This is a genomic window from Streptomyces sp. NPDC030893, from assembly GCF_055571535.1.
This window is the reverse complement of sequence record NZ_JBVIFC010000001.1, coordinates 1006815-1031796: the sequence shown is the minus strand read 5'-3', so window position 1 is coordinate 1031796 and position 24982 is coordinate 1006815. Positions and strand designations below refer to the sequence as shown.

Genomic DNA, 24982 nt, shown 5'->3' with positions numbered 1-24982 from the left:
AGCCGTACGTACGCGCCGCGCACGCGGGGAGATTCCCTGGTCGTGGCCGGGGTCTCCGGGGGAATTCAGTGCAGCGGGCGGTCTCGCCTCCCGCTTGGCGTCACTTTAGTCCACGGTTCCGCCCGGTCAATCAACCGGCCTGCGCGTCGCGGTCCGCACGGCGCGTCAAGGGACATACGGGTCCCATCACTCGTGGGAGGGGTGTCACACGGGTCCTGTGGATCGCCTCACAACAAGGATCACTGGCGTTCTTTGTCCCGTCTCACGACGCGCCCGGCGCCCTTCCGAGCATTACCGTCATGAGTATGACGACTTCCGCATCGGTTCCCGCAGGCTCCACGAACGCCACCGCCACCCCCGGCACGGTCACCGACCGTCTGGTCGACGCCAACGGCCAGTACGCCGCCGCCTTCACCGATCCCGGGATGGACGCGCGCCCGGTACTGAACGTGGCCGTGGTGGCCTGCATGGACGCCCGCCTCGACCTGCACGCCGCGCTGGGCCTCTCGCTCGGCGACTGCCACACCATCCGCAACGCGGGCGGCGTCGTCACCGACGACGTGATCCGCTCGCTGACCATCAGCCAGCGCGCGCTCGGCACCCGCAGCGTCGTCCTCATCCACCACACCAACTGCGGCCTGGAGTCCATCACCGAGGAGTTCCGGCACGACCTGGAGATGGAGGTGGGCCAGCGCCCCGCCTGGGCCGTGGAGGCCTTCCGCGACGTCGACCAGGACGTGCGCCAGTCGATGGCCCGGGTGCGCACCTCGCCGTTCCTGCTGCACACCGACGATGTGCGCGGATTCGTCTTCGACGTGAAGTCGGGCCTGCTGCGCGAGGTCGACCCCGCCTGACCTGGCCGCCCGCCCCGGAGACCGTTCGAATTCCGGAGCCGCTCCCGGTCGTAAAAGCTGACATATCGCTGTCAGTTGTCCACAGGCGAGTGACACGAATCGGTAACGGCGGCAACAATGCGGGAGTGGTGTCACGCGGAACTTTTCCCGCGTGGTGTCCGTGATTCGGGGTGGGCCGCCGCACACAGCAAGGCGTCGGCCCGGGACATTTGGGGTGACCCCGCTCCTTTCGGAGCGCGGGGAAAGGCCGAGGAGGGCCGGGTGACGACCTATGACGATCGAGCGAGCCTCACTGATCTGACCGCCGTCGTGGAGCGCGTGCGGGAGTCTGTGGAAGGCGTGATCGAGGGAAAGCCCGAGGTCGTACGGCTCTCGCTGACCGTACTGCTCGCCGAGGGACATCTGCTCATCGAGGATGTCCCGGGAGTCGGCAAGACGATGCTGGCCAAGGCACTGGCACGGTCGATCGACTGTTCGGTGCGACGGATCCAGTTCACGCCGGACCTGCTGCCCTCGGACATCACCGGCGTGTCCATCTGGGACCAGCAGCGCCGTGACTTCGAGTTCAAGCCGGGTGCCATCTTCGCGCAGGTGGTGATCGGCGACGAGATCAACCGCGCCTCGCCGAAGACGCAGTCCGCGCTGCTGGAGTCGATGGAGGAGCGCCAGGTCACCATCGACGGCAAGACCTACGAGCTGCCCAGCCCGTTCATGGTCGTGGCGACGCAGAACCCGGTCGAGATGGAGGGCACCTACCCGCTGCCGGAGGCCCAGCGCGACCGCTTCATGGCCCGCGTCTCGGTCGGCTACCCGAGCGCGGAGGCCGAGCTGCAGATGCTGGACGTGCACGGCGGGGTCTCCCCGCTGGAGGACCTCCAGCCGGTGGCGCACGCGCACGAGATCGTGAAGCTGGTCGAGGCGGTGCGCGACGTGTACGTGGCCGAACCGATCCGCCGGTACGCGGTGGACCTGGTCGCCGCCACCCGCACGCACCCCGATCTCAGACTCGGCGCCTCGCCGCGCGCGACGCTGCATCTGCTGCGCGCGGCGAAGGCGTCGGCGGCCCTCGGCGGCCGGGACTACGCCCTGCCGGACGACGTGCAGGCGCTCGCCGTCGCCGTGCTCGCCCACCGGCTGCTGCCCACCGCGCAGGCCCAGCTCAACCGCCGTACCGCCGAACAGGTGGTGCAGGAGATCCTGCAGCGCACCCCGGTGCCCGCGGACCGGCCGCAGGCACCGGCGAACGCCCCCGTCAGCGGCCTCGGCCGAGGCGGCCCGGGCTACGGCCAGCAGCCGCCCCGGAGGCTGTGATGACCGACGCCGGCGCCGTCCACGCCGAGGGCGACACGGGCGACCGGAGCGGTGTCAGGACCGCCCTGGCGGGGCTCACCACCCGCGGGCGCTCCTTCCTGGCCGCCGGCGTGGCCGCCGCGATCTGCGCCTATGTGCTGGGGCAGAGCGATCTGCTGCGGGTCGGGCTGCTGCTGGCGGTGCTGCCGCTGGTGTGCGCGGCCGTGCTCTACCGCACCCGCTACCGGGTCGCCGGCAGCCGCCGGCTCTCCCCGGGGCGGGTGCCGGCCGGCTCCGAGTCGCGGGTCCACCTGCGGATGGACAACGTCTCCCGGCTGCCCACGGGTCTGCTGATGCTCCAGGACCGGGTGCCCTACGTGCTCGGCCCGCGCCCGCGGTTCGTCCTGGACCGGGTGGAGGCGGGCGGACGCCGCGAGGTGTCCTACCGGGTCCGCTCCGATCTGCGCGGGCGCTATCCGCTGGGCCCGCTGCAGCTGCGGCTGTCCGACCCGTTCGGGATGTGCGAGCTGACCCGGTCCTTCTCCACGTACGACACGCTGACGGTGATCCCGCGCGTGGTGCCGCTGCCGCCGGTGCGGCTGAGCGGCGAGGCGAAGGGGTACGGCGACGGGCGGCAGCGTTCGCTGGCGCTGGCCGGCGAGGACGACGTCATCCCGCGCGGCTACCGCTACGGCGACGATCTGCGCCGGGTGCACTGGCGCTCCACCGCCCGCTACGGCGAGCTGATGGTTCGCCGCGAGGAGCAGCCGCAGCGCGCCCGGTGCACGGTGCTGCTGGACACCCGGGCCATCGCCTACGAGGGCGCGGGACCGGATTCGGCGTTCGAGTGGGCGGTGTCGGGCGCGGCCTCCGTGCTGGTGCACATGCTGGAGCGCGGCTTCTCGGTGCGGCTGCTGACCGACACCGGAAGTTCGGTGCCGGGCGAGGGGTCCGACGGTTTCGCGGGGGTGAACCAGGAGTCGGCGGACGCGGCCGGGCTGATGATGGACACCCTGGCCGTGGTGGACCACTCCGAAGAGGACGGCCTGTCCCGCGCCTACGACGTGCTGCGGGCCGGCAACGAGGGGCTGCTGGTGGCCTTCCTCGGCGACCTCGACGAGGAGCAGGCCGCGGTGCTGGCGCGGATGCGGCACCGCAGCGGCGGTGCCCTGGCGTTCGTGCTGGACAGTGAGACCTGGCTGCGGGAACCGGCGGACCTGGCCGGTCCGTTGGACGAGGGCGAGGAACGGCTGCGGATGCTGCGTGAGGCGGGCTGGACCGTCGTGGGAGTACCGCGGGGCGCCTCGCTGGACGAGCTGTGGCGGCAGGCGGACCGGGAGCGTTCGGGCCTGGCCGCGGCGAGCGGTGGGGAGGGACCGTGATCAGCGGGCGGGCGAGGCTGGCCATCTGTGCGTGGGCGGCGACACTGATGGCGGCGTGCGCCCTGGTGCCGCTGGTCGACAACGCGACCTGGCTCGTCCAGTCGGCGCTGCTGCTGGCGGTGCAGTCGGGTGTGGGCGCGGCCGCCCGGCGGGTGCCGCTGGCACGCCCGGTGACGGTGGCGGCGCAGGTCCTCGTGACGCTGTTGCTGCTGACCCTGTTCTTCGCGCGGGAGCACGCCCTCGCCGGGCTGATACCCGGCCCGGACGCCGTCCGCTTCTTCGCCGACCTGCTGGAGCAGGGCGGCGACGACGTCAGCCGGTTCGCGATCCCGGCACCGCTGACCGACGGCATCCGGCTGATGCTGGTCGGCGGGGTCCTGGTGATCGGCCTGCTGGTGGACACCCTCGCGGTGACCTTCCGCAGCGCGGCCCCGGCCGGCCTTCCGCTGCTCGCCCTGTACTCGGTGGCCGCGGGACTGTCCGACAACGGCATCGACTGGCTGTGGTTCCTGCTGGCGGCGGTCGGCTACCTGATGCTGCTGCTCGCCGAGGGGCGCGACCGGCTCTCCCAGTGGGGCCGCGTGTTCAGCGGCACGGCGCGCGGTCCGGGCTCGGACCAGCCGGGTGCCGTGGCGCCGGTGCGCACCGGGCGGCGGATCGGTGTGCTCGCGGTGGGCATCGCCCTGGTGGTGCCGCTCGGCCTGCCCACGATGAACGGCGGCCTGCTGGACCCCGCCGGTTCGGGCGTCGGCTCGGGCGGCGGCGGGGGCGGCACCATCTCCGCGGTGAACCCGCTGGTGTCGCTGCGCGACTCGCTGAACGTGGACGAGGACCGCCAGGTGCTGTCGGTGCGCACCGAGATGGCGGACACCTCGGACCTGTATCTGCGGATCGTGTCCCTGGACGACTTCGACGGCACCACGTGGAAGCCGTCGAAGCGTTCCATCACCACGGTGCCCGACGACCGCTTCCCGACCCCGCCGGGCCTCGGCCCGGGCATCGGGCGCACCGAGGTGGGCACGACGGTCTCGACCGCCGACTGGTACGCGCAGGACTGGCTGCCGATGCCGTACCCGCCGAGCGGGGTGAGCATCCGGGGCAACTGGCGCTACGAGCCGGTCGGCATGACGCTGGTCGGCGACCACGGCCAGAACACCCGCGGTCTGTCGTACGAGGTGCGCAGCCTCGACGTGCAGCCCACGGCGGAGCAGCTGGCCGCCGCGCCGGAGCCGTCGCCCGGCCTGAAGCGCGAGTACACCGAGCTGCCGGAGTCCCTGCCGGCGGTGGTGTCCCAGACCGCCCGGGACGTCACCGCGGGCGCGGACAGCGCCTACGACCAGGCGGTGAAGCTCCAGGAGTACTTCACGCTGAACGGCGGTTTCGAGTACGACACCGAGGTGGACGTCGGCAGCGGTTCGCGGGCGATCGCCCGTTTCCTGCGCGACAAGCAGGGCTTCTGTGTGCACTTCTCCTTCGCGATGGCGTCGATGGCCCGCTCGCTGGGCATACCGGCACGGGTAGCGGTGGGCTTCGCCCCCGGCACCCCGCAGGCGGACGGCACGATCTCGGTCGGGCTGCGGGACGCGCACGCCTGGCCGGAGCTGTACTTCGAGGGCGCGGGCTGGACCCGCTTCGAGCCGACCCCGACCCGGGGCTCGACGCCGGCGTACACCGTGCCGGAGGCCTCCGACAGCACGCTGCCCGATCCGGCCCGGCCGTCCCAGGCGGCCCCCGAGGAGTCGTCCGCGGCGCCCTCGGAGAGCGAGAGCTGCTCGCCGGAGCGCAGGAGGCTGGACGGGTGCGGCAGCGAGTCGCCGCAGGTGGCGCTCCCCTCGGGCGGTGACGGACCGAAGTGGTACGCGCTGCTGCTGTGGGCGCTGGCCGGTCTCGCCGTGCTGGCACTGCCCCTGTCGCCGATGCTGTGGCGGCTGCGGACCCGGGCGGTGCGGCTCGGCGGGCACGGTCGGTCGGATGCGGACACGGCGCCGTACGTGCTGGCCCTGTGGGACGAGCTGACCGACACGGCGTGGGACCACGGCATCTCGCCGGACGAGTCGCTGACCCCGCGCGGGGCGGCCGCCCGGATCGTGCGGCTGGGCCGTCTCGACCAGAGCGCGGCGGTCTCGGTGCACCGGGTCGCCGACGCGGTGGAGCAGGTCCTGTACGCGCCGCGGCCGCGGCCGGTGGCGGGTCTGGCGGACGAGGTGCGGCAGGTGATCGCGGGGCTGCGCGGCACGGCCGGCCGGCGGGAACGGCTGCGCGCGACGTTCGCTCCGCGGTCGGTGGTCCGGGTCGTCTGGGCGGTGTCGGCCCGGTGGGCGGACCTCCGCACCCGTCTGCTCTCCCTCCGCCCGGCCTGGCGCCGACCGTTCCGCCAGCAGGGCTGAGCCGAACGGCGGAGCGGCCCGCGGGTCCACCTGCGGGCCGCTCCGCCGTTCTCTCGGGCGGATCTGGCCGTCGGACTCCCCCGGGCTTCCCCGGGCTTCCTCGGGACGCCCGCACAGCAACATGGTCGAGGGGGTGACCACCCGCGTGGGTGGTCACCCCCTCGACCATGTCTCGATGCGCCAGAAGGCGGACCTAACGCCCGCCCTGCTCGTCCCTGCGCCGCTGCCACCGCTCTTCGATGCGGTCCATCATGGAGCGACGCTGTCTGCCCTGACGCCCCGCCTGCGGGGCGGCACCGGGCCCGCCGGCACCCTGCTCGCCCGGCTTCGGGGCCTTGCGCCAGCCGGTCACGGCGAGTACCGCGCAGCCCAGCATCACGAGGAACCCCACGACACTGAGCCAGACCTGCTGGGCGACCATACCGGCCATGAGGAGCGCAATACCCACGAGGAAGCCCGCGACCGCCTGGTAGACCCGTCGCCGGGTGTACGTACGCAGTCCGCTTCCCTCGAGCGCCGTCGCGAACTTGGGATCTTCGGCGTACAGCGCTCGCTCCATTTGCTCGAGCATGCGCTGCTCGTGCTCCGAGAGCGGCACGGAGTCCTCCTCATCGTGCAGTCGCCGGGGCGACCCGGGGGGTCCCTTCAGGATAGGCAGGGAATCGCCCCCGTGAAACCCGCCCCTCTGCGCCAATTGGCCAACCGGTTCCAGCCATCACGTCCCGGCCCGCTGAGGCTTCTCATTCCCCGGCGGCCGACCCGTCATGCCGGGCGGTCTCCCTCGATCATACGGCGCCCGGCCGCCATTCGGGGGGCCTGTGGCGCACTCCATGCACGGCGGGGCCGCCGGACGCGTCGCTGATCAGCGGCGCGCCACAGCTCTGACTCAGGCCCCCCGGGCCCCTTCCGTCTCACCGAGCACATGGAGCTGGGTGGCCACGGAGTGGAAGGCGGCGAGTTCGGCCGCCGCGGCCTCCAGCTTCAGCAGGGCGTCCAGGGCGCCGGGCTCGGTGTCGACGAGCGCGCCGGGGACCAGGTCGGCGAAGACCCGTACGCCGTGCACGGCGGCGATCCGCAGGCCCGCGCCCTCCACCAGCGCGGTGAGCTGTTCCGCGGTGAAGCGGCGCGGCATCGGATCGCCCGTGCCCCATCGGCCGTTCGGGTCGCCGAGCGCCTGCTGGGCCTCCGCGAAGTGGCCGGCGAGGGCGCGGGCGAGCACGGCGCCGCCGAGGCCCGCGGCGAGCAGGCTGAGGACGCCCTCGGGGCGCAGTGCGGCCACCGCGTTGCGCATGCCCTCGGCCGGGTCGTCGACGTACTCCAGCACGCCGTGGCAGAGCACGACGTCGTAGCCGCCGCGCTCGGCCACGTCGAAGAGGCCGTGGGCGTCTCCCTGGACGCCCTGGACCCGGTCGGCGGCACCGGCCTCGGCCGCGCGGCGCTCCAGGGCGAACAGCGCGTTCGGGCTGGGGTCGACGACGGTGACCCGGTGGCCGAGGAGGGCGAGGGGTACGGCGAAGTTGCCGCTGCCGCCGCCGGTGTCGAGGATGTCGAGCGCCGGCCGCCCTGTCGCCTTGACCCGGCGTTCCAGGGCGTCCTGGAGGACCTCCCAGACCACGGCGGTACGGAGAGCGGCGCGGGGTCGCATCGGGTCCGACACGGTAGTGACTCCTCGGCGGGGTCCCGCCGGGGCCCGGCGGGGTGGTTGGGCTGTGCTCCCCACCCTATGGCCTGCGGCGCGGGGGCTGGTCACCTGGCTGGGGGCTTGGGGGCCTGGAGTGTGGAGGTGTCCGGTTCGCCCCCGCCGCCCCTTCCCGTCCCGTCCCTGAGGGCTCCGCCCCCGGACCCCCGTTGCGCCCGCGCGGCGGAGCCGCATGTCGGTACAGCCCCGCACCCCTCGGGGTGCCTAGGGGTGGAGGAGCGGCTGGGGGGAGAGCATGTGTTCCACCAGGCGGAGGAACATCGTCACGTCGCGTATCAGGTCGTCGGCGTCGCGGGTGGTCGCCGCGCCCTGGATGCCGGCCTCGGCGCGGGCGCGGCGGCGGGCGCCGGAGGCGAACAGCGCGCTCCACTCGGTGAGTTCGGGCGCGATCTCGGGGAGCACTTCCCAGGCGCTCCGTATCCTGGCCCGCCCCCGGGGCGAGGTCTCCGGCCGGCCGCGGGCGGCGAGTACGGCGGCGGCGGTGCGCAGGGCGGCGAGGTGGGCCGTCGCGTAGCGCTCGTTCGGTGTTTCGAGGACGGCGGCCTCGTCGAGTCCGGCACGGGCCTGGGCGAGCAGGTCGAGGGCGGCGGGCGGGGCCGCGGCGCGGCGCAGCACGGGGTGGACGTCGCTCGCCGGGCCGTTCAGTGAGGGGGCAGGGCCGGCTGCGCGGCGCCGACGTGCGGCGGCTGCGGACGAGTGGGCCATGACGAACCTCCTGTCGTCTTCGTGACGGCACGCCCCGAGACGGGTGGCCGTATGACACATCGTGAGGTATGGCACTGACAATCCGTTCCGACCTGGGCTTTTGCTTCGAGCGGTCGTTCGGGCTAGTTTTTGCACTGACCAGTCAGTTCAAAAAGTGGGGGGCGCTGTGGACGATCCGCCCGGACTCGCCGTCACGGCCGACGACTTCGGCCTCAGGGGCCCACGGGGGTGGGCCTTCCGCGGTGTCTCGGCCGACGCGGAACCCGGCTCGCTGATCGCGGTGGAGGGGCCGTCCGGTTCGGGCCGTACCTGCCTGCTGCTCGCGCTCACCGGGCGGATGCGGCCCACGGAGGGCACGGCCGCCGTCGGCGGGCTGGAACTGCCCGGGCGGATGGCCGCCGTGCGGCGCCGCAGCGCCCTCGCGCACGTCGGCGGGGTGACCGACCTCGACCCGGCGCTCACCGTCGGCGAGCACCTGCGCGAACAGGCGCTGATGCGGCGCCGTTTCGGCGGCTCGTTCACCGAGGTCCTCACGCGTTCGCGCGGTGGGCGCGCGCGTGAGGAGAAGGAACGCGTCGGCACCGCGCTGACCGCGGCCGGCCTGGACCCCGCCCGCCTGCCCAAGGGCCCGCGAACGGCCGTGCGGGACCTGGAGCGGGTGGAGGCGCTGCGGCTGTCGCTCGCGCTGGCACTGCTGGGGCGTCCCCGGCTGATCGGGGTGGACGACACCGACCTGAAGCTCTCCCCCGCCGAACGGGAGGAGATCTGGACCCTCCTGCGGTCCCTCACCGAGACCGGCACCACCGTGCTGGCCGTGTGCCGCGAGGCACCGCGCGACGCGGTCGTCATCCGCACGGCGCCCGGCCGGGACGACCAGGCGGACCCGCACGAGGAGGCGGACCCGCACGACGAGACGGACACCCACGACCAGGCGAAGGAGGCGGCGGCCGATGCGTGCGCCGAGACTGGCCGCTCTTGAGCTCCGGCGCTTCGGCCGGGGCGCCCTGCCGCGCGCGGCGCTGGTCGCCCTGCTGGTGCTGCCGCTGCTGTACGGCGCCCTGTACCTGTGGTCGTTCTGGGATCCGTACGGCCGCCTGGACCGGATCCCGGTGGCGCTGGTGAACGACGACAAGGGGGCGAGCGCCGACGGACGGCGGATCACCGCGGGCGACGACATCGCCGAGGGGCTGCGCGACAGCGACACCTTCGACTGGCGGGAGGTGAGCGCGGACGAGGCCCGGCGCGGGGTCGAGGACGGCACCTACTACCTGTCGCTGACCATGCCGGCCGACTTCAGCCGCCGTATCGCCTCCGGTTCGGGCGACTCCCCCGAGACCGGTGCCCTGCGGGTGCGGACGAACGACGCCAACAACTACATCGTGGGGCAGATCTCCCGGACGGTCTTCGGCGAGGTGCGCCAGGCCGCGTCCACCAAGGCCTCGCGCACCTTCCTCGACCGGATCTTCGTCTCGTTCTCCGACATCCACGGCGAGACCGTGAAGGCCGCGAAGGGCGCCGACGAACTGAACGGCGGCATCGGCAAGGCGGAGAAGGGTTCCAGGGACCTCGCCGACGGCCTGACGGACGCCCGTAAGGGCAGCGGGAAGCTGTCCAAGGGCCTGAAGGGCCTCCACGACGGTGCGGGCGACCTGGAGGACGGCTCCAGGAAGGTCGCGGACGGGACGCGCCGGCTCGCCGACAGGGTGAACGCGGTCGACGCCGAGGTGGGGCCGTTCCTGAAGGACAACGAGAAGGCCATCGGCGCCACCGCGCGGTTCGTCGCCGACTCGGCCGGCCGGCTCCGCGGCGATCTGGACGCGCTGAAGGAGCAGGCGCCGGCCGCCGCGAAGGACGCCCGCGCGGCGTCCGGCACCGTGGACGGCGTCCACAAGGCGCGCTGCGAGGACGCCGCCCTGCCCGATCCCGCCTGCGCGGACCTGAAGAAGGCCAGGGACGCGGTGGCCACGGCGGCGGCCGCAGCCGAGGACGTGGGCGCCCTGGTCACCGGCCACCGCGCGGAGTGGAAGAAGCTGGACGGACAGCTCGCCACCCTGGAGAAGCAGGCCCGGACGCTCGCCGAGCGCGCCCCGCACCTCTCCGAGGACCTCGAGGACGCCGTCACCAGGATCAACGAGCTCGACACCGGGGCCGGCAAGGTCGCCGCCGGCGCGAAGAAGCTGCACAAGGGCCTCGGCACCGCCGAGACCGGCGCCAGGAACCTGGACAAGGGCGTCGGCGACCTGAAGACCGGCGCGGACGACCTCGAGGGCGGTCTGTACAAGCTCGCCGACGGCTCCGGCGAGCTGGCCGGCGGCCTGCACGACGGCGCGGAGAGGATCCCGGACTACGACGAGCGGGACCGTGACCGGCGCACCGAGGTGATGGCCGACCCGGTGCGGCTCGTCTCCAGCGATCCGCACAAGGCGCCCAACTACGGCACCGGTTTCGCCCCGTACTTCATCCCGCTGTCGCTGTGGGTGGGCGCGATGGTGGCGTACATGCTGATCGCGCCGATGAACCGGCGCGCGCTCGCGGCGGGCGCCCCGGCCTGGCGGATCGCGCTGGCGGGCTGGCTGCCCGTGGTGGCCATCGGGGTGCTGCAGACGGTGGCCCTGATGTCGGTACTGCACTGGGCGCTCGGGCTGCAGATGGCGCGGGCGGCCGGGACGGTGGGCTTCCTGTTCCTGGTCACGGCGTGCTTCGCGGCGATCGTGCAGTGGCTGAACGCGCGCTTCGGCGCGGCCGGCCGCATCCTCGTCCTCGCGCTGCTGATGCTCCAGCTGACCTCGGCGGGCGGCACGTACCCCGTACAGACGAGTCCGGCGTTCTTCAACGCGCTGCACCCGTTCCTGCCGATGAGCCACGTCGTGGAGGCGCTGCGGCGGCTGATCACGGGCGGCGGTCTCGGGCCGGTGTGGCAGGCCTGCGCCGTGCTGGCGGCCTTCACCGCGGGGGCACTGGCGCTGACCGCGCTGTCGGCCCGCCGCCGCCAGGTGTGGACGCTGGACCGGCTGCACCCGGAACTGACCTTGTGAACGGGCGGACCGGTGCTCCTGTGACAATCAGGACCATGGAAAGCAGCAGCACCACGCCGGGCGGCAGTCCCCGCCGCGAGGCCACCCGGCAGAAGCTCTACGAGGCGGCCGTCACCCTCATCGCCGAGCAGGGCTTCTCGGCCACGACCGTCGACGAGATCGCCGAGCGGGCGGGGGTCGCGAAGGGCACCGTCTACTACAACTTCGCGAGCAAGTCGGTCCTCTTCGAGGAGTTGCTGCGGCACGGGGTCGGACTGCTGACCGCCTCGCTGCGGGAGGCGGCCGAGCGGACGGCCGGGGAGGGCGGCGGCAGGGTCGACGCGCTGGACGCGATGATCCGCGCGGGGCTGGTCTTCATCGACCGCTACCCGGCCTTCACCCAGCTGTACGTGGCGGAGCTGTGGCGCACCAACCGGGCCTGGCAGTCCACCCTGCTGGTGGTGCGGCAGCAGGCGGTGGCGGTGGTCGAGGGGGTGCTGCACGACGGTGTGGCGAGCGGCGAGTTCAGCGAGGAGATCGACGTGCCGCTGACGGCCGCGGCACTGGTGGGCATGGTGCTGGTGGCGGCGCTGGACTGGAAGTCGTTCCAGCCCGAGCGCTCCCTGGACGAGGTGCACGCGGCGCTGTCCCGGCTGCTGCAGGGGCGGGTCAGCGGCCGCCCCTGAGCCTCTTCGGAACACATGAAGGCGCCGGTCCGGCGGTGGCCGCGTCCCCCGCGGGCCACCGGTCGGACCGGCGCCTTCCCTGCTCCCCCGTACATTCCCCCGTGAACCCCCGTTGCGGTCGTCCCCCGGGTTCCCCCGTGCCTCGCTTCCGCCGACGGCGCCGGCGGAAGGAGCGGATCGCGGGCCCGGTCCCCGTTCCGGCGCCCCGTGCCGCCGGTTCCGGGGGCCGTGCCCCTCTCCGTGGTCTCCACTCTCTCGTTCCCGCAGGTCGGCCCCCATCCGCGTGCGTACTCAACTGGGCCTCTAGGTACGGGTACTCAGACGTGCGCACCCGGCCCCACGGCCGCCGCCGGGGCGGCTGGTCACCCGGACGGGGGCGCGGGTACTCGGGGACGGGCTGTCGGTGCCTGCGGATAAAGTCCCGGACATGGCACGGATTGCGGTGATCGGCGCCGGGATGGGCGCGATGGCGGCCGCCGCCCGGCTGGCCGTCGCGGGCCACCGGGTGACGGTGTACGAGCGGACGGAGACGTACGGCGGCGCGCTGCGCCGGGTGGAGCGGGAGGGGTTCGCCTTCGACACGGGGCCGGGCCTGCTGCCCCTGCCGGCCGTCCACCGCGATCTGTTCGTGAAGACCGGCAAGGAGCCGCTGGAGGCCTGCGTCGAGCTGGTGCAGGTCGATCCGTCGTCGCACCACGTGTTCGCGGACGGCACCCGCGTGTCGCTGCCCGACGCCTCCCGCGCGGGCGTCGTCGCGGCCCTGGAGGAGTCCCTGGGCCCTGTCGCGGCCCGGCGCTGGGGCGACTTCCTGGTGCGGGCCCGGGAGGCCTGGGACCGCTCGCGCCGGCCGCTGCTGGAGGAGCCGCTGTGGCCCAACTGGCGGGTGCTGGCCGAGCGCGAGCCCTATCCGGCGGTCCCGCACAAGCGGCTGCTGCGCACGCGCACGGCGGGCACGCTCGCCGAGGTCGGCGCGTGGGAGCTGCGCGATCCCCGGCTGACCGCGCTCCTGGAGAGCCACGCGCTCGCCCACGGGCTCGATCCCCGTGACACCCCGGCGAGCGCGGCCGTGCTGCCGTACATGGAGCACGCCTTCGGCACCTGGTACGTGCGGGGCGGCATGCGGGAGCTGGCGCGGGCGGTGTACGAGCGGTGCCTGGCCCGCCGGGTGGAGTTCCGCTTCCGCGCGGAGGTCGCCGGGGTGCTGGAGAAGGACGGCCGGGCGGCGGGGCTGGAGCTGGCCGACGGCTCGGTGGCGGAGGCGGACTTCGTGGTCGCCGGGGTGGCCCCGGGGGTGCTGGACCGGCTGAGCCGGGGGACACCGGTGCGCGGTGCCGGGGAGGTGCCCGCCCGGCGGGGGGCGGCGAGCCGGGTGACGGTGCTGCTCGCGCTGCGGGGCGGGCGTCCGGAGGGGACGGCGCACCGTACGGTCGTGCACGCGCCGGACCGCCGGGCGGAGCTGGAGGCGCTGTTCGGTGCCCCGGGGAGCCTGCCCGAGCGCCCCACGGTCACCGTCCTGCGGCCGGACGATCCGGCCCTGGTCCCGGACGCGGACCACGAGGCGGTCACGGTGACGGCCGCGGTGCCCGTGGCAGCCACGGACGCCCCGGACGCCCGGGACGCCCGGGAGGGGCACGCCGAGAAGCTGATCGCCGTCGCCGAGCGGGCCGTACCGGGGCTGCGCGACCGGCTCCTCTGGCACGAGGTGCGCACGCCGTCCGACATCGCCGCGGAGACGGGCGCGGAGGGCGGCGCGGTGCCGGTGCCGGCGCTGGCCGCGGCGGGCGGCCGGCTGCTGCACCCGGCCAACGCCACAGGGCTGCCGGGGCTGTTCACGGTCGGCGGCTGGTCGCACCCCGGCGGCGGACTGCCGCACGCCGGGATGTCGGGGGCGCTGGTCGCGGGGCTGATCGTGGAGGGGCCGGAGTTCCGCGGCTCGCAGTGAGCCCGCGTCAGAAGCGGTACTGCTCGTCGTACCCGTTGCCGTTGCCGTGCGTCTGCCCGTTGTCCTGGTACGGGTACTGCTGCTGCTCCGGCGGGAGTTCACCGCCGTACGGGTCGTCGGCGCTGCGCTGCTGGGGGACCCACAGCCCGCCGGCCGGGGTCTCGCCGCCGTAGCCCGCGCCGTACCCGTCCTGGCCGTAGCCCTGCTGCTGGCCGTACTGCTGCGGGTCGGCGTAGCCGGTGTCGTACGACCCGTTGCCGTACGTCGTGTTGCCGACGTACGGGTCGGAGTAGGCGGCGTACTGCTGGCCCGTGGTGTCGTAGCCCTGCTGCTGGCCGTAACCGGAGTAGTCGTAGGCGTAGTTCTGGTCGGCGCCCTGGGTGGCTGCCGCGTACTGGTCCTGGGCCGGGGCCGCGTACCCCTGGTCGCCGCCGTAGACGCCGTAGGAGCCGGTGTCGTCGGGCATGGGCTGCGGTTCGTAGACGGCGGTGGTCTCCGCGGCCGTCGGCTGGTCGGGGCGGGCGGCGGGGGTGAACACGTCGTCGCGGTCGTCGTCGTCCGCGCCGTAGCCGGTGCGGTCGTGGTCGTCCTCGTCGCCGTAGCCGTCGCGGGACGTCTCCAGGTCGGAGACCTCGAGGGTGGGTTCCTGACGCCCGCGCCCGCCGCGGCCGCCCTTGGCGGCGGCCAGCGCGGGCGCGTTGACCGCCCAGCCGGCCGCGAAACCGCGGCGGAACGACAGCGTGACGTAGGTCTGGCCGACCGCGAAGGCGGCGGCGCCCAGTCCGATGACGATCACGGACGGGATCAGCACCCCGAGCACGACGCCGAGGAAACCGGCGAAGGCGAGCAGCCGCCAGCGCAGCCGCGCCTTGTACTGCAGCAGCACCTCACCGAGCAACCACAGCGCGACGATGCCGAACGCGATGTAGAGGACCGCCCAGCCCATGTACGCCCCTCTCCCAGTGGTCGCTACGCAGTGTGTCGTATGTCCGTGCGACCGGTCTAGGCCCGCGGTGGGTGGTGCAGGCCCAGGTTCTCGTAGATTTCCAGCGTCGCCGTGGAGTTGTTCAGCGTGATGAAGTGCAGTCCCGGCACTCCCTCGGCCAGCAACCGCGCGCAGAACTCCGTGGCGAAGTCGATACCGATGGAGCGTACCGCCGCCGGATCGTCCTTCGCTGTGAGGATCCGCTCTTTCAGGGCGTCGGGGAACACGGCGTTACTGAGCTTTGGCAACCTCTCCAGCATCTTCACGCTGGTCACCGGCATGACCTCGGGGATCACGGGGGTTTCGCAGCCCGCGGCGTGGACTCGGTCACGCAGCCGCAGATACGACTCGGGCCGGAAGAACATCTGGGTGATCGCGTAGTCGGCGCCCGCCCGGCACTTGTCGACGAAGTGGGCGACGTCGGTGTCCCAGTCGGCCGAGCGCGGATGCATCTCCGGGAAGGCGGCGACGCCGACACAGAAGTCGCCCGACTCCTTGATGAGCCGGACGAGATCGGCGGCGTAGGTGAGGCCCTGGGGGTGCGGCACCCAGTCGCCCATGGGGTCGCCGGGCGGGTCGCCGCGCACGGCGAGCATGTTGCGGATCCCGGCGTCGGCGTACTGGCCGATGATGTTGCGCAGTTCGGCGACGGAGTGGTCGACGGCGGTGAGATGGGCGACCGGGGTGAGGGTGGTGTCGGCGGCGATCTGCTCGGTCTCGCGGACCGTGCCGGCGCGGGTGGAACCGCCCGCGCCGTAGGTCACGGAGACGAAGTCGGGAGCGACCGCCTCGACCCTGCGCAGCGCGCTCCACAGGTTCCGCTCGCCCTTGGGGGTTTTCGGCGCCGAGAACTCGAAGGAGTAGGTCGTCTTGCCGGTGGCGAGCATGTCGCGCACGGTGCGTGCGCGGTCAGTCCTGGTGGATGCGGTTCCGAGGGCCATACCGGCAGGTTAGCCAGGGTGCCGCGGTCCCCCAACCAAAAGCGGGAGATTTGTCTTATTTGTCGACTTGCTGTCCACCCTTTGGACAGTTCTGAGACGCGCGGGGGTCATCCGGCGTCCGGAGCGGCCTTCCGCAGCCGCTCCGCGAACTCGGCGGCCGCCGCTCCCGGGTCGTCGGCCTCGGTGAGCGCGCGGACCACGACGACCCGGCGGGCGCCCGCGTCCAGGACCGCGTCGAGGTTGCCCAGGTCGATGCCGCCGATGGCGAACCAGGGGCGCTCGGTGTCCAGGGCGGCGGTGTACCGGACGAGGTCCAGTCCGGGGGCGTGGCGGCCGGGCTTGGTGGGGGTGGGCCAGCAGGGGCCGGTGCAGAAGTAGTCCACCCCGGGCTGGACGGCGGCCGCGGCGGCCTCCGACTCGGCGTGGGTGGAACGGCCGATCAGGATGTCCTCGCCGAGGACGGCGCGGGCGGCGGGGACGGGGAGGTCGCCCTGGCCGAGGTGGAGGACGCCGGCGCCGGCGGCGTGGGCGACGTCCGCGCGGTCGTTGACCGCGAGCAGCTTGCCGTGCCGGGCGCAGGCGTCGGCGAGGACGGCCAGATGCTCCAGTTCCTCGGCGGCCTCCATGCCCTTGTCCCGCAGCTGCACGATGTCGACCCCGCCGGCCAGCACCGCGTCCAGGAACTCGGGCAGGTCCCCCTGCCGCTTGCGCGCGTCGGTGCACAGATAGAGCCGGGCACCGGCCAGCCGGTCGCGTGCGGTGTCGGTCATACGGGTGTCCCCCCAGGTGTCATGGACGTACGGACCGGACGGGCGTGTTCCCGCCCGGTGGACGGCGGCGAGCCCCGCCTGCCCGGCGGGACGACAGCGAACCCGCCCCACCCGCCACACCGGCGCACGCGGGTCCCCGGCCGGGGCTCCGGGCGCCCCGACCGGTGCGGTGCGGACTTCCGGGTCGGTCGGGGGCGGGTCAGACCGCGAGTGCCTGGGCCCGGCGCTTCACCTCCGTGCCACGGTTCTCGCCGAGGGCCTGCGCGGGGGTGCCGGGCAGGGTCGGGTCGGGGGTGAAGAGCCACTCCAGCATCTCTTCGACCGTGAAGCCGTCGTCCCGCAGGAGCGTCAGGGTTCCGGTCAGGCCCTTGACCACCTTGTCCCCGTCGATGAAGGCGGCGGGCACGTGCAGCGCGCGGTTCTCACCCCGGCGTACGGCGATGAGCTGGCCCTCCTTGACCAGCTGCCGTACGCGCGTCACCTCGACGCCGAACTGTTCGGCGATGTCGGGGAGAGTGAGCCACTCGGGGACGAGGGCATCGATCTTTGCGTCAATCTCGGTCACGGGACAAGCCTGCCACCTGCCACTGACAGTCGGAAGCCAGCCCCCGCCACCCGGGCGGACGCGTCGCGCGTCACGCCATCGCGGACTTCAGCGGCCGCGCCGGGTCCGCCAGCAGCCCCGCGTCCATCGCGGTGCCCGCCTCGATCAGCCGGCGGCCCTGCGCCAGGTCCCGGGGCCGCCCCACCACGAGCAGCGCGACCAGCCGGGACCCCCGCAGCCAGCAGACGCTCCACGCCGCCCCGTCCGGGTCCCCGCGCCACACGGTGCGGTCGGCGTCCGCGTGGTGTCCCGCGTACTGGACGAACCGCCCGAACTGCTCGGACCAGAAGTAGGGCACCGGGTCGTACACCGCCGGTTCCCGGCCGGCCGGCCCGCCCAGGATGTTCGCCGCGACCGTGCGCGGCCCCTGAAGGGCGTTGTCCCAGTGGTGGACCAGCAGACGCCCGCCGTAGCGCCCGGACGGGAACGACGCGCAGTCGCCGACGGCGTACACGTCCGGCACGGAGGTCCTCAGACGGCGGTCGGCGACGACCTCGCCCCGCTCCCCGAGCTCCACTCCGGAACCCGCCAGCCAGGCCGTGGCGGGCCGGGCCCCGATGCCGACGACCACGGCGCCCGCGGGCAGCCGCGTACCGTCGTCCAGGACCACGGCACCCTCCTCGACGCGCCGCACGCGCGTGTGTGTGCGCAGCGTGACGCCCGCCTCGGCGTACCAGGCGGTCATCGGGGCGGTCACCTCCGCGGGCAGCGCCTCGGCCAGCGGCCGCTCCGCGGCCTCCACGACGGTGACCTCGCAGCCCGCCTCCCGGGCCGCCGTGGCGAACTCGGCGCCGATCCAGCCGGCGCCGACGACCACGATGTCGTGCTGCCGCGCGAGCACCGGGCGCAGCCGTTCGGCGTCGTCCAGGGTGCGCAGCAGATGCACGCCGGGGATGCCGTCCGCGCCCGGCAGCCGCACCGGTTCCGCACCGGTGGCGAGCACCAGCACGTCGTACGGGACGGGCCCGGCCTCCGTGTCGAGCTGATGGTCGGCGGGGCGCAGGCCCAGCACCTCGCAGCCGAGCCGCAGTTCGATGCCGAGTTCCTCGAAGTCGACGTCGAAGGCGGAGTCCTCGGCCTTGCCCAGCAGCACCGCCTTGGACAACGGCGGCCGGTCGTAGGGCTGGTGGGGCTCCGCGCCGATCAGGGTCACGGTGCCGGTGAACCCCTGCTCCCGCAGGGCGGCCGCGGTCTGCACACCGGCCATGCCCGCGCCCGCCACCACGACCCGCCGCGGTGCGGACCGTCCCGGTTCCTGCGTCTGCTCGCTCACCCGATCACCTTAGACACCCGGGGCGCCTCGCCCGGCGCCGCTCGGGCCGAGCTGCTCCACCACGCTCGTCCCGCTGCCGGGCTGCGACTCCCACTCCCAGTCCTCCTCCAGCCGTATCCGCCCGTCGGTCAGTTCGACGACCGTCGAAACACAGTGTCCGGAGGACGTCGTGCCGTCCCGCTTGAGCTGCACGTACCGGAAGTCCAGCCGGTCCCCCGCGCGGGTGCCCACCAGGTGCCCGCGGACGACGTCACCGCCCTCGTACTCGGCCCAGATCTCGCCGTCCCGCTCGTGGTAGTGGAACCGGGTGCGGGTGCCGACCTGGCCGGGGGCCTGGTCGGCGACCGGGGCGAGGACGAGTCCGTCGAGAGATCGGGCCACTTGGAGGCTCCCTTGCAGGCGCGTTGCTAGGGTGGCCAACGTAAAGCACTCGCGGGAGCCCGGACGCACCGGGCTGAGAGGGAGGCTGGCGGCCTCCGACCGTACGAACCTGATCCGGGTCATGCCGGCGAAGGGAGGGGCTGGACGCCCATGTCGCCCACGCGCACCTCGGACGTCCTCGTCGTAGGGGGCGGGGTCATCGGTCTGGTGACGGCCTGGCGGGCCGCGCAACGCGGGCTCGCCACGGCCGTGGTGGACCCCGAGCCGGGCGGCGGCGCCGCCCGGGTGGCCGCCGGGATGCTGGCCGCCGTCACGGAACTGCACTACGGCGAGGAGACCTTGCTCGGTCTGAACCTCGCCTCCGCGCGGCGCTACCCCGGCTTCGCCGCCGAACTCGCCGAACTGACCGGCCAGGACCTCGGCTACCGCCGCTGCGGCACGCTCGCCGTCGCCCTGGACGCCGACGACCGCGCCCATCTGCGCGAACTGCACGCCCTGCAGCAGCGGTCGGGGCTGGAGTCGCAGTGGCTGTCCGGGCGGGAGTGCCGGCGTCTGGAGCCGATGCTCGCGCCCGGGGTGCGCGGCGGGCTGCGGGTGGACGGCGACCATCAGATCGACCCGCGGCGGCTGGCGGCCGCCCTGGTGACCGCGTGCGAGCGGGCGGGTGTGCGGATGCACCGCGCGTGGGCCGAGCGGCTCGTCGTCACGGGCGACCGCGCGACGGGCGTGGTCACCTCCGACGGTACCGGGCTGGGCGCCGGGCAGGTGGTGCTCGCCGCGGGCAGCCTCAGCGGACGCCTCGACGGCGTCCCGGCGGACGTGCTGCCGCCGGTGCGGCCGGTGAAGGGGCAGGTGGTGCGGCTGACGATGCCCGAGCGCCCCGGCCCCTTCCTCAGCCGGACGGTGCGGGCCGTCGTGCGCGGCAGCCACGTCTATCTGGTGCCGCGCGAGAACGGCGAGCTGGTGATCGGCGCGACCAGCGAGGAGCTGGGCTGGGACACCACCGTGACCGCGGGGGGCGTGTACGAGCTGCTGCGCGACGCCCACGAGCTGGTCCCCGGCATCACCGAGCTGCCGCTGACCGAGACCCGGGCCGGACTGCGTCCCGGCTCCCCCGACAACGCGCCGCTGCTCGGCCCGACCGGGCTCGGCGGGCTGCTGCTGGCCACCGGCCACTACCGCAACGGCGTCCTGCTGGCGCCGGTCACCGGGGACGCCATGGCGGACGTCCTGACCACCGGCGAACTGCCGGCGGAGGCCCGCCCGTTCACCCCCCGGCGCTTCGGCGCCGCCGTCCTCACGGAGCAACCGGTATGAACATCTCCGTCAACGGGGAGCCCCGGGTGTTCTCACCCGGCACGGCCCTCGACCTCGTCGTGCGGTCCCTCACCGCGGCGCCCTCCGGGGTGGCCGCCGCCCTCAACGAAACCGTCGTCCCGCGCGCGCAGTGGCCCACCACTCCCCTCACGGAGGGGGACCGGGTGGAGGTCCTCACCGCCGTCCAAGGAGGCTGAACCATGGCCGACGATCCGCTCGTCCTCGGCGGTACGTCCTTCACGTCCCGTCTGATCATGGGCACGGGAGGGGCGCCGAGCCTCGATGTGCTGGAGCGGGCGCTGGTGGCGTCCGGGACGGAGCTGACGACCGTCGCGATGCGGCGGGTGGACGCCTCGGTGCACGGGTCCGTGCTGTCGGTGCTGGAGAGGCTGGGCATCCGGGTGCTGCCGAACACGGCGGGGTGCTTCACCGCCGGGGAGGCGGTGCTCACGGCGCGGCTCGCGCGGGAGGCGCTCGGTACGGACCTGGTCAAGCTGGAGGTCATCGCCGACGAGCGGACGCTGCTGCCGGACCCGGTGGAGCTGCTGGACGCGGCGGAGACGCTGGTGGACGACGGGTTCACGGTGCTGCCGTACACGAACGACGATCCGGTGCTGGCGCGGAAGCTGGAGGACGTCGGGTGCGCGGCGGTGATGCCGCTGGGCTCGCCGATCGGGTCGGGGCTGGGGATCCGCAACCCGCACAACTTCGAGCTGATCGTGGAGCGGGCGGGGGTGCCGGTGATCCTGGACGCGGGGGCGGGGACGGCGTCCGACGCGGCGCTGGCGATGGAGCTGGGGTGTGCGGGGGTGATGCTGGCGTCGGCGGTGACGCGGGCGCAGTCGCCGGTGATGATGGCTTCCGCCATGCGGGGGGCGGTGGAGGCGGGGCGGCTGGCGTGGGGGGCGGGGCGGATTCCCCGGCGGTGGTTCGCGCACGCGTCCTCTCCTGCGGAGGGCTTGGCCGTGCTGGATCCGGAGCGGCCGGCGTTCTAGGTGCCGCTCGCCCGGGGCTGGGCGGGGGCGGGTCTCGCTTGCACGGCTGCCCGCAGCCGTGTCGGCGACGCACGTCACAGGTCCGCTTCAACGGGGGAGCGAGCGGTCGGGGGTGTCGGTGTGGCCTCGTAGACTCGCTGCGTGGACACGACCCTTCAGGACCCTCTGGTCGGGCAGGTGCTCGACGGCCGCTATCGCGTCGACGCGCGGATCGCGGTCGGCGGGATGGCCACGGTCTACCGGGCCATGGACACCCGCCTCGACCGCATCCTCGCGCTCAAGGTGATGCACCCCTCCCTCGCCGCCGACGGCTCCTTCGTCGAGCGGTTCATCCGCGAGGCCAAGTCCGTCGCCCGGCTGGCCCACCCGAACGTGGTGCAGGTCTTCGACCAGGGCACCGACGGGGCGTACGTCTATCTGGCGATGGAGTACATCGCCGGCTGCACCCTGCGCGACGTGCTGCGCGAGCGCGGGGCGCTCCAGCCGCGGGCCGCGCTGGACATCCTGGAGCCGGTGCTGGCCGCGCTCGGTGCCGCGCACCGGGCCGGGTTCGTGCACCGGGACATGAAGCCCGAGAACGTGTTGATAGGGGACGACGGCCGGGTCAAGGTCGCCGACTTCGGGCTGGTCCGCGCGGTGGACTCGGTGACGAACACCACGGGCACCGTGCTGGGCACGGTCTCGTACCTGGCGCCGGAGCAGATCGAGAACGGCACCGCCGACCCCCGGGTCGACGTCTACGCCTGCGGCATCCTGCTGTACGAGATGCTGACCGGTGAGAAGCCGCACGACGGCGACTCCCCCGCGATCGTGCTCTACAAGCATCTGCACGACGACGTGCCGCCGCCGTCGTCCGCCGTGGCCGGGATGGCCTACGAGCTGGACGAACTGGTCGCCTCGGCGACCGCCCGCAACCCCGAGGTGCGACCGCACGACGCGGTGGCGCTGCTCGCGCGGGCCCGCGAGGCGCGCGGCCGGCTCACCGACGAGCAGCTCGACGCGGTGCCGCCGCAGGCGCTGGCCTCGGAGCACGATCACCACGACAACACGAACGACCGTACGAGCGTCATCCCGCGTGCGCCCGCGATGCCCCGCCCGCTGCCCGTCAACGAGGACGAGGGCGCGGACCCGGTGCGTCACACCAGCCGTTTCCAGTCGCCGCCGCCGCTGCCGCCCCGGCGCCGCGCGGCGCTGCCGCGCGGCCCGATGGCGATCGTGGTGGCCGTGCTGCTGGTGCTCGGGCTCGGCGCGGGCGTGTGGTACATCAACTCGGGCCAGTTCACCAAGGTCCCGCCGCTGCTGGGGAAGACCGAGCAGGAGGCCCGGGACCGGCTGGCGGACGCCGGGCTGGACATCGGGCCGGTGGAGGAGGCGTACAGCGACACGGTGGAGCGGGGCGAGGTGATCAGCACCGACCCGGAGGCCGGCGCCCGTATCCGCGGCAGCGGTTCGGTGTCGCTGACCGTCTCCAAGGGCCCGCAGACCGTGCGGGTGCCCGACCTCGACGGCTATCCGCTCGACAAGGCGCGCTCGCTGCTGGAGGACGAGGGCCTGAAGCCGGGCATGGTCACCCGGGAGTTCAGCGAGACGGTGTCCCGGGGTTCGGTGGTCTCCACGCAGCCGGGCAAGGGCACCAAGGTCCGCGCGGACTCGGCGGTGGCGCTGACGGTGAGCAAGGGCCGTCCGGTGGACGTGCCGGATGTGACGGGTGACGAGCCGGCGGACGCGCGCGCCGAGCTGGAGGAGGCCGGCCTGAAGGTGGAGGTCGCCACCGAGCGGGTCAACTCCGAGCACGACGCGGGCGAGGTGGCGCGGCAGAGCCCCGCTCCCGGCCGGCAGGCCGCGGAGGGCGACACCGTGACGCTGACCCTGTCCAAGGGCCCGGAGATGGTCGAGGTGCCGGACGTGGTCGGCGACAGCGTGGACGACGCCCGCCGGCGGCTGGAGGGTGCCGGTTTCCGGATGAAGGAGGACCGCGGACTGCTCGGCCTGTTCGGCGACACCGTCAAGGGCCAGTCCGTGGACGGCGGCGACACCGCGCCCAAGGGTTCGACGATCACCGTCGAGATCCGCTGACGGGAGGGGGCCGGGCGGGCGACGTGCGCGCTCATGTCACCCTTGACGGGTGAAGAGTCACCCGTCCGGCCCCGCCCGCAACCCGATCGGCGGCCACGTTCCCGTGGCCGGCGGCCTGCATTCCGTCGGCCTGTCCTACGCCCGTGAGCTGCGCGCCGAGACCGTGCAGGTCTTCGTCGCCAATCCGCGCGGCTGGGCCACCCCGCCCGGCAACCCCAAGCAGGACGAGGCGTTCCGCGCGGCCTGCGCCGCCGAGTCGATCCCGGCGTACGTGCACGCCCCGTACCTGATCAACTTCGGGTCGCACACCGAGGCGACCGTGGAGCGGTCGGTGGAGTCGCTGCGGCACTCCCTGCGGCGCGCGCGGCAGATCGGCGCGCTGGGTGTGGTGGTGCACACGGGCAGCGCGACCGGCGGACGGGAGCGGGCGGTGGCGCTGAAGCAGGTGCGGGAGCAGATGCTGCCGCTGCTCGACGAGCTCACCCATGACGACGACCCGTTCCTGCTGCTGGAGTCCACCGCGGGCCAGGGCGCCTCGCTGTGTTCGCGCACCTGGGACTTCGGGCCGTACTTCGAGGCCCTGGACGCCCACCCGAAGCTGGGTGTCTGCCTGGACACGTGCCACGTCTTCGCGGCCGGACACGATCTGGCCGGGCCGGACGGGATGCACCAGACGCTGGATCTGCTGGTGGACACCGTCGGTGAGGGACGGCTGAAGCTGATCCACGCCAACGACTCCATGGATGTGGTCGGCGCCCACAAGGACCGGCACGCCAATATCGGTGACGGACACATCGGCGAGGATCCGTTCCGGGCGCTGATGACGCACCCGGCGACCGCGGGCGTACCGCTGGTGATCGAGACGCCCGGCGGCAAGGAGGGACACGCGGCGGACGTGGAGCGGCTGAAGAAGCTCCGGGACTCCTGAGGCGTACGCCGCTCAGAGCTCGGGGCCCTCCCCGGGCTCCTCCTGGTAGGAGTAGCGCTGCTCCTTCCAGGGGTCGCCGACGTTGTGATAGCCGCGCTCCTCCCAGAAGCCCCGGCGATCGGCGGTCATGTACTCCACGCCGCGGACCCATTTGGGTCCCTTCCAGGCGTACAGATGGGGGACGATCAGGCGCAGCGGAAAGCCGTGCTCGGCGGTCAGCAGCTCGCCGTCCTTGTGGGTGGCGAAGAGGGCACGGCCGGACAGGAAGTCCGCCAGCCGCAGGTTGGAGCTGAATCCGTACTCCGCCCACACCATCACATGGGTGACCCCGGGCGCGGGCGGGGCGATGTCCACGACGGTGCGCGCCGGTATCCCGCCCCACTCGGCGCCGACCATGCTGAACTTGGTGACGCAGTGCAGATCGGCCACGACGGTGGTGTACGGCAGGGCGGTGAACTCCTCGTGGTTCCAGGAGTGCTTCTCGCCGTCGGCGGTCGCGCCGAAGACCCGGAAGTCCCAGCGTTCGGGACGGAACTTGGGGACCGGCCCGTAGTGGGTGACCGGCCAGCCCTTCTGCAGCCGCTGCCCCGGCGGGAGCTCGGGATGCGCCGCTCCCGGCGCTGTGCGCTCCCCCGTTTCGCGTTCCGCCGGCTGACCCATGTCTCCATCCTGACAGACCGGGGGCGATGCCCCTGAACCGGGCCCGGGCAGATTCGGTCAATCAGGTACAGAGTGGTACGGAACGGACTAAGT

General features: G+C 73.5%; 23 protein-coding genes and 1 riboswitch. Of the genes, 13 read left to right on the top strand and 10 right to left on the bottom strand.

All coding sequences use genetic code 11. The features are described 5' to 3' along the window. Positions 1 to 305: 305 nt before the first annotated feature. The 4 genes from ACZ434_RS04615 to ACZ434_RS04600 all read left to right on the top strand — a co-directional run bounded on the left by ACZ434_RS04615 (position 306) and on the right by ACZ434_RS04600 (position 5913). A complete protein-coding gene (locus tag ACZ434_RS04615) occupies positions 306 to 854 on the top strand; it encodes a beta-class carbonic anhydrase (protein WP_468451709.1) in 549 nt (182 codons plus the stop codon). A gap of 261 nt (positions 855 to 1115) precedes the next feature. After that, positions 1116 to 2165, top strand: coding sequence for an AAA family ATPase (locus ACZ434_RS04610; RefSeq protein WP_468451707.1), 1050 nt, complete (start codon positions 1116 to 1118; stop codon positions 2163 to 2165). Next, on the top strand, positions 2165 to 3526 hold the full coding sequence (locus tag ACZ434_RS04605) for a DUF58 domain-containing protein (RefSeq protein ID WP_468451705.1): 1362 nt from the start codon (positions 2165 to 2167) through the stop codon (positions 3524 to 3526). The genes ACZ434_RS04610 and ACZ434_RS04605 overlap by 1 nt, the downstream gene beginning before the upstream one ends. 47 nt (positions 3527 to 3573) lie before the next feature. Further along, complete coding sequence (locus ACZ434_RS04600) at positions 3574 to 5913, top strand: transglutaminase TgpA family protein (protein ID WP_468451825.1); 2340 nt, start codon at positions 3574 to 3576, stop codon at positions 5911 to 5913. Between the two features lie 193 nt (positions 5914 to 6106). Here the strand turns inward: ACZ434_RS04600 and ACZ434_RS04595 are convergent, their stop codons facing one another. The 3 genes from ACZ434_RS04595 to ACZ434_RS04585 form a co-directional block, all read right to left on the bottom strand. Beyond that, positions 6107 to 6511, bottom strand: coding sequence for a DUF3040 domain-containing protein (locus tag ACZ434_RS04595; RefSeq protein ID WP_468451703.1), 405 nt, complete (start codon positions 6509 to 6511; stop codon positions 6107 to 6109). Positions 6512 to 6799: 288 nt separating this feature from the next. Next, positions 6800 to 7570, bottom strand: a complete 771-nt coding sequence (locus tag ACZ434_RS04590) for a methyltransferase (protein ID WP_468451701.1) — start codon at positions 7568 to 7570, stop codon at positions 6800 to 6802. A 246-nt stretch (positions 7571 to 7816) separates the two neighbouring features. Next, the gene (locus tag ACZ434_RS04585; protein ID WP_468451699.1) at positions 7817 to 8317 is read right to left on the bottom strand and encodes an SAV_6107 family HEPN domain-containing protein; all 501 of its coding nucleotides are present in this window, start codon (positions 8315 to 8317) and stop codon (positions 7817 to 7819) included. A 166-nt stretch (positions 8318 to 8483) separates the two neighbouring features. On the opposite strand from ACZ434_RS04585, the gene ACZ434_RS04580 reads away from it, so the two are divergent. The 4 genes from ACZ434_RS04580 (at position 8484) to ACZ434_RS04565 (ending at position 13959) form a co-directional block, all read left to right on the top strand. Continuing rightward, positions 8484 to 9296 (top strand): ATP-binding cassette domain-containing protein, encoded by an 813-nt coding sequence (locus ACZ434_RS04580; protein WP_468451697.1) that lies wholly within the window; start codon positions 8484 to 8486, stop codon positions 9294 to 9296. After that, entirely contained in the window at positions 9268 to 11352 is a 2085-nt protein-coding gene (locus tag ACZ434_RS04575) for a YhgE/Pip family protein (protein WP_468451695.1), read from the top strand. Before ACZ434_RS04580 ends, ACZ434_RS04575 begins: the two co-directional genes overlap by 29 nt. A gap of 35 nt (positions 11353 to 11387) precedes the next feature. Then, positions 11388 to 12017, top strand: coding sequence for a TetR/AcrR family transcriptional regulator (locus ACZ434_RS04570; protein WP_468451693.1), 630 nt, complete (start codon positions 11388 to 11390; stop codon positions 12015 to 12017). Between the two features lie 427 nt (positions 12018 to 12444). Continuing rightward, a complete protein-coding gene (locus ACZ434_RS04565) occupies positions 12445 to 13959 on the top strand; it encodes a phytoene desaturase family protein (RefSeq protein ID WP_468451691.1) in 1515 nt (504 codons plus the stop codon). Between the two features lie 7 nt (positions 13960 to 13966). Here the strand turns inward: ACZ434_RS04565 and ACZ434_RS04560 are convergent, their stop codons facing one another. The 6 genes from ACZ434_RS04560 to ACZ434_RS04535 form a co-directional block, all read right to left on the bottom strand. Further along, positions 13967 to 14905, bottom strand: a complete 939-nt coding sequence (locus tag ACZ434_RS04560; RefSeq protein ID WP_468451689.1) for an SCO2102 family sporulation regulator — start codon at positions 14903 to 14905, stop codon at positions 13967 to 13969. Positions 14906 to 14961: 56 nt separating this feature from the next. Further along, entirely contained in the window at positions 14962 to 15885 is a 924-nt protein-coding gene (gene metF, locus ACZ434_RS04555; protein WP_468451687.1) for a methylenetetrahydrofolate reductase [NAD(P)H], read from the bottom strand. Positions 15886 to 15992: 107 nt separating this feature from the next. Then, the gene (gene thiE / locus ACZ434_RS04550; protein ID WP_468451685.1) at positions 15993 to 16655 is read right to left on the bottom strand and encodes a thiamine phosphate synthase; all 663 of its coding nucleotides are present in this window, start codon (positions 16653 to 16655) and stop codon (positions 15993 to 15995) included. Positions 16656 to 16854: 199 nt separating this feature from the next. After that, positions 16855 to 17220: an Rv2175c family DNA-binding protein gene (locus tag ACZ434_RS04545; RefSeq protein WP_468451683.1), complete on the bottom strand. Its 366-nt coding sequence runs from the start codon at positions 17218 to 17220 to the stop codon at positions 16855 to 16857. A 70-nt stretch (positions 17221 to 17290) separates the two neighbouring features. Continuing rightward, the gene (locus ACZ434_RS04540) at positions 17291 to 18532 is read right to left on the bottom strand and encodes an NAD(P)/FAD-dependent oxidoreductase (RefSeq protein WP_468451681.1); all 1242 of its coding nucleotides are present in this window, start codon (positions 18530 to 18532) and stop codon (positions 17291 to 17293) included. A gap of 9 nt (positions 18533 to 18541) precedes the next feature. After that, positions 18542 to 18913 carry an avidin-fold protein gene (locus ACZ434_RS04535; RefSeq protein ID WP_468451679.1) on the bottom strand — a complete coding sequence of 124 codons (372 nt, stop codon included), beginning with the start codon at positions 18911 to 18913 and terminating at the stop codon, positions 18542 to 18544. A 41-nt stretch (positions 18914 to 18954) separates the two neighbouring features. Beyond that, a riboswitch (TPP riboswitch) is annotated at positions 18955 to 19066 on the top strand. Here ACZ434_RS04535 and thiO point away from each other — a divergent pair. The 5 genes from thiO to ACZ434_RS04510 all read left to right on the top strand — a co-directional run bounded on the left by thiO (position 19064) and on the right by ACZ434_RS04510 (position 24229). Next, complete coding sequence (thiO, locus tag ACZ434_RS04530) at positions 19064 to 20230, top strand: glycine oxidase ThiO (protein WP_468451677.1); 1167 nt, start codon at positions 19064 to 19066, stop codon at positions 20228 to 20230. Its footprint overlaps the riboswitch before it by 3 nt. Next, positions 20227 to 20427 carry a sulfur carrier protein ThiS gene (thiS, locus tag ACZ434_RS04525; RefSeq protein WP_468451675.1) on the top strand — a complete coding sequence of 67 codons (201 nt, stop codon included), beginning with the start codon at positions 20227 to 20229 and terminating at the stop codon, positions 20425 to 20427. Before thiO ends, thiS begins: the two co-directional genes overlap by 4 nt. A gap of 3 nt (positions 20428 to 20430) precedes the next feature. Next, a complete protein-coding gene (locus ACZ434_RS04520) occupies positions 20431 to 21225 on the top strand; it encodes a thiazole synthase (protein ID WP_468451673.1) in 795 nt (264 codons plus the stop codon). A gap of 141 nt (positions 21226 to 21366) precedes the next feature. Further along, complete coding sequence (gene pknB, locus ACZ434_RS04515) at positions 21367 to 23301, top strand: Stk1 family PASTA domain-containing Ser/Thr kinase (protein WP_468451671.1); 1935 nt, start codon at positions 21367 to 21369, stop codon at positions 23299 to 23301. Between the two features lie 49 nt (positions 23302 to 23350). Continuing rightward, positions 23351 to 24229 (top strand): deoxyribonuclease IV, encoded by an 879-nt coding sequence (locus ACZ434_RS04510; protein ID WP_468451669.1) that lies wholly within the window; start codon positions 23351 to 23353, stop codon positions 24227 to 24229. Positions 24230 to 24241: 12 nt separating this feature from the next. Here ACZ434_RS04510 and ACZ434_RS04505 read toward each other — a convergent pair whose 3' ends face one another. Then, the gene (locus ACZ434_RS04505) at positions 24242 to 24889 is read right to left on the bottom strand and encodes a sulfite oxidase-like oxidoreductase (protein ID WP_468451667.1); all 648 of its coding nucleotides are present in this window, start codon (positions 24887 to 24889) and stop codon (positions 24242 to 24244) included. Between the last annotated feature and the right edge of the window lie 93 nt (positions 24890 to 24982).

What these genes read in the sequence shown, in the direction of transcription:
- thiE (WP_468451685.1), bottom strand. Translation starts at nt 16,655, where the DNA reads ATGACCGACACCGCACGCGACCGGCTGGCCGGTGCCCGGCTCTATCTG.
- ACZ434_RS04520 (WP_468451673.1), top strand. Translation starts at nt 20,431, where the DNA reads ATGGCCGACGATCCGCTCGTCCTCGGCGGTACGTCCTTCACGTCCCGT.
- ACZ434_RS04605 (WP_468451705.1), top strand. Translation starts at nt 2,165, where the DNA reads ATGACCGACGCCGGCGCCGTCCACGCCGAGGGCGACACGGGCGACCGG.
- ACZ434_RS04600 (WP_468451825.1), top strand. Translation starts at nt 3,574, where the DNA reads ATGGCGGCGTGCGCCCTGGTGCCGCTGGTCGACAACGCGACCTGGCTC.
- ACZ434_RS04565 (WP_468451691.1), top strand. Translation starts at nt 12,445, where the DNA reads ATGGCACGGATTGCGGTGATCGGCGCCGGGATGGGCGCGATGGCGGCC.
- ACZ434_RS04575 (WP_468451695.1), top strand. Translation starts at nt 9,268, where the DNA reads ATGCGTGCGCCGAGACTGGCCGCTCTTGAGCTCCGGCGCTTCGGCCGG.
- metF (WP_468451687.1), bottom strand. Translation starts at nt 15,885, where the DNA reads ATGGCCCTCGGAACCGCATCCACCAGGACTGACCGCGCACGCACCGTG.
- ACZ434_RS04615 (WP_468451709.1), top strand. Translation starts at nt 306, where the DNA reads ATGACGACTTCCGCATCGGTTCCCGCAGGCTCCACGAACGCCACCGCC.
- ACZ434_RS04505 (WP_468451667.1), bottom strand. Translation starts at nt 24,889, where the DNA reads ATGGGTCAGCCGGCGGAACGCGAAACGGGGGAGCGCACAGCGCCGGGA.
- thiO (WP_468451677.1), top strand. Translation starts at nt 19,064, where the DNA reads ATGTCGCCCACGCGCACCTCGGACGTCCTCGTCGTAGGGGGCGGGGTC.
- ACZ434_RS04560 (WP_468451689.1), bottom strand. Translation starts at nt 14,905, where the DNA reads ATGGGCTGGGCGGTCCTCTACATCGCGTTCGGCATCGTCGCGCTGTGG.
- ACZ434_RS04585 (WP_468451699.1), bottom strand. Translation starts at nt 8,317, where the DNA reads ATGGCCCACTCGTCCGCAGCCGCCGCACGTCGGCGCCGCGCAGCCGGC.
- ACZ434_RS04570 (WP_468451693.1), top strand. Translation starts at nt 11,388, where the DNA reads ATGGAAAGCAGCAGCACCACGCCGGGCGGCAGTCCCCGCCGCGAGGCC.
- thiS (WP_468451675.1), top strand. Translation starts at nt 20,227, where the DNA reads ATGAACATCTCCGTCAACGGGGAGCCCCGGGTGTTCTCACCCGGCACG.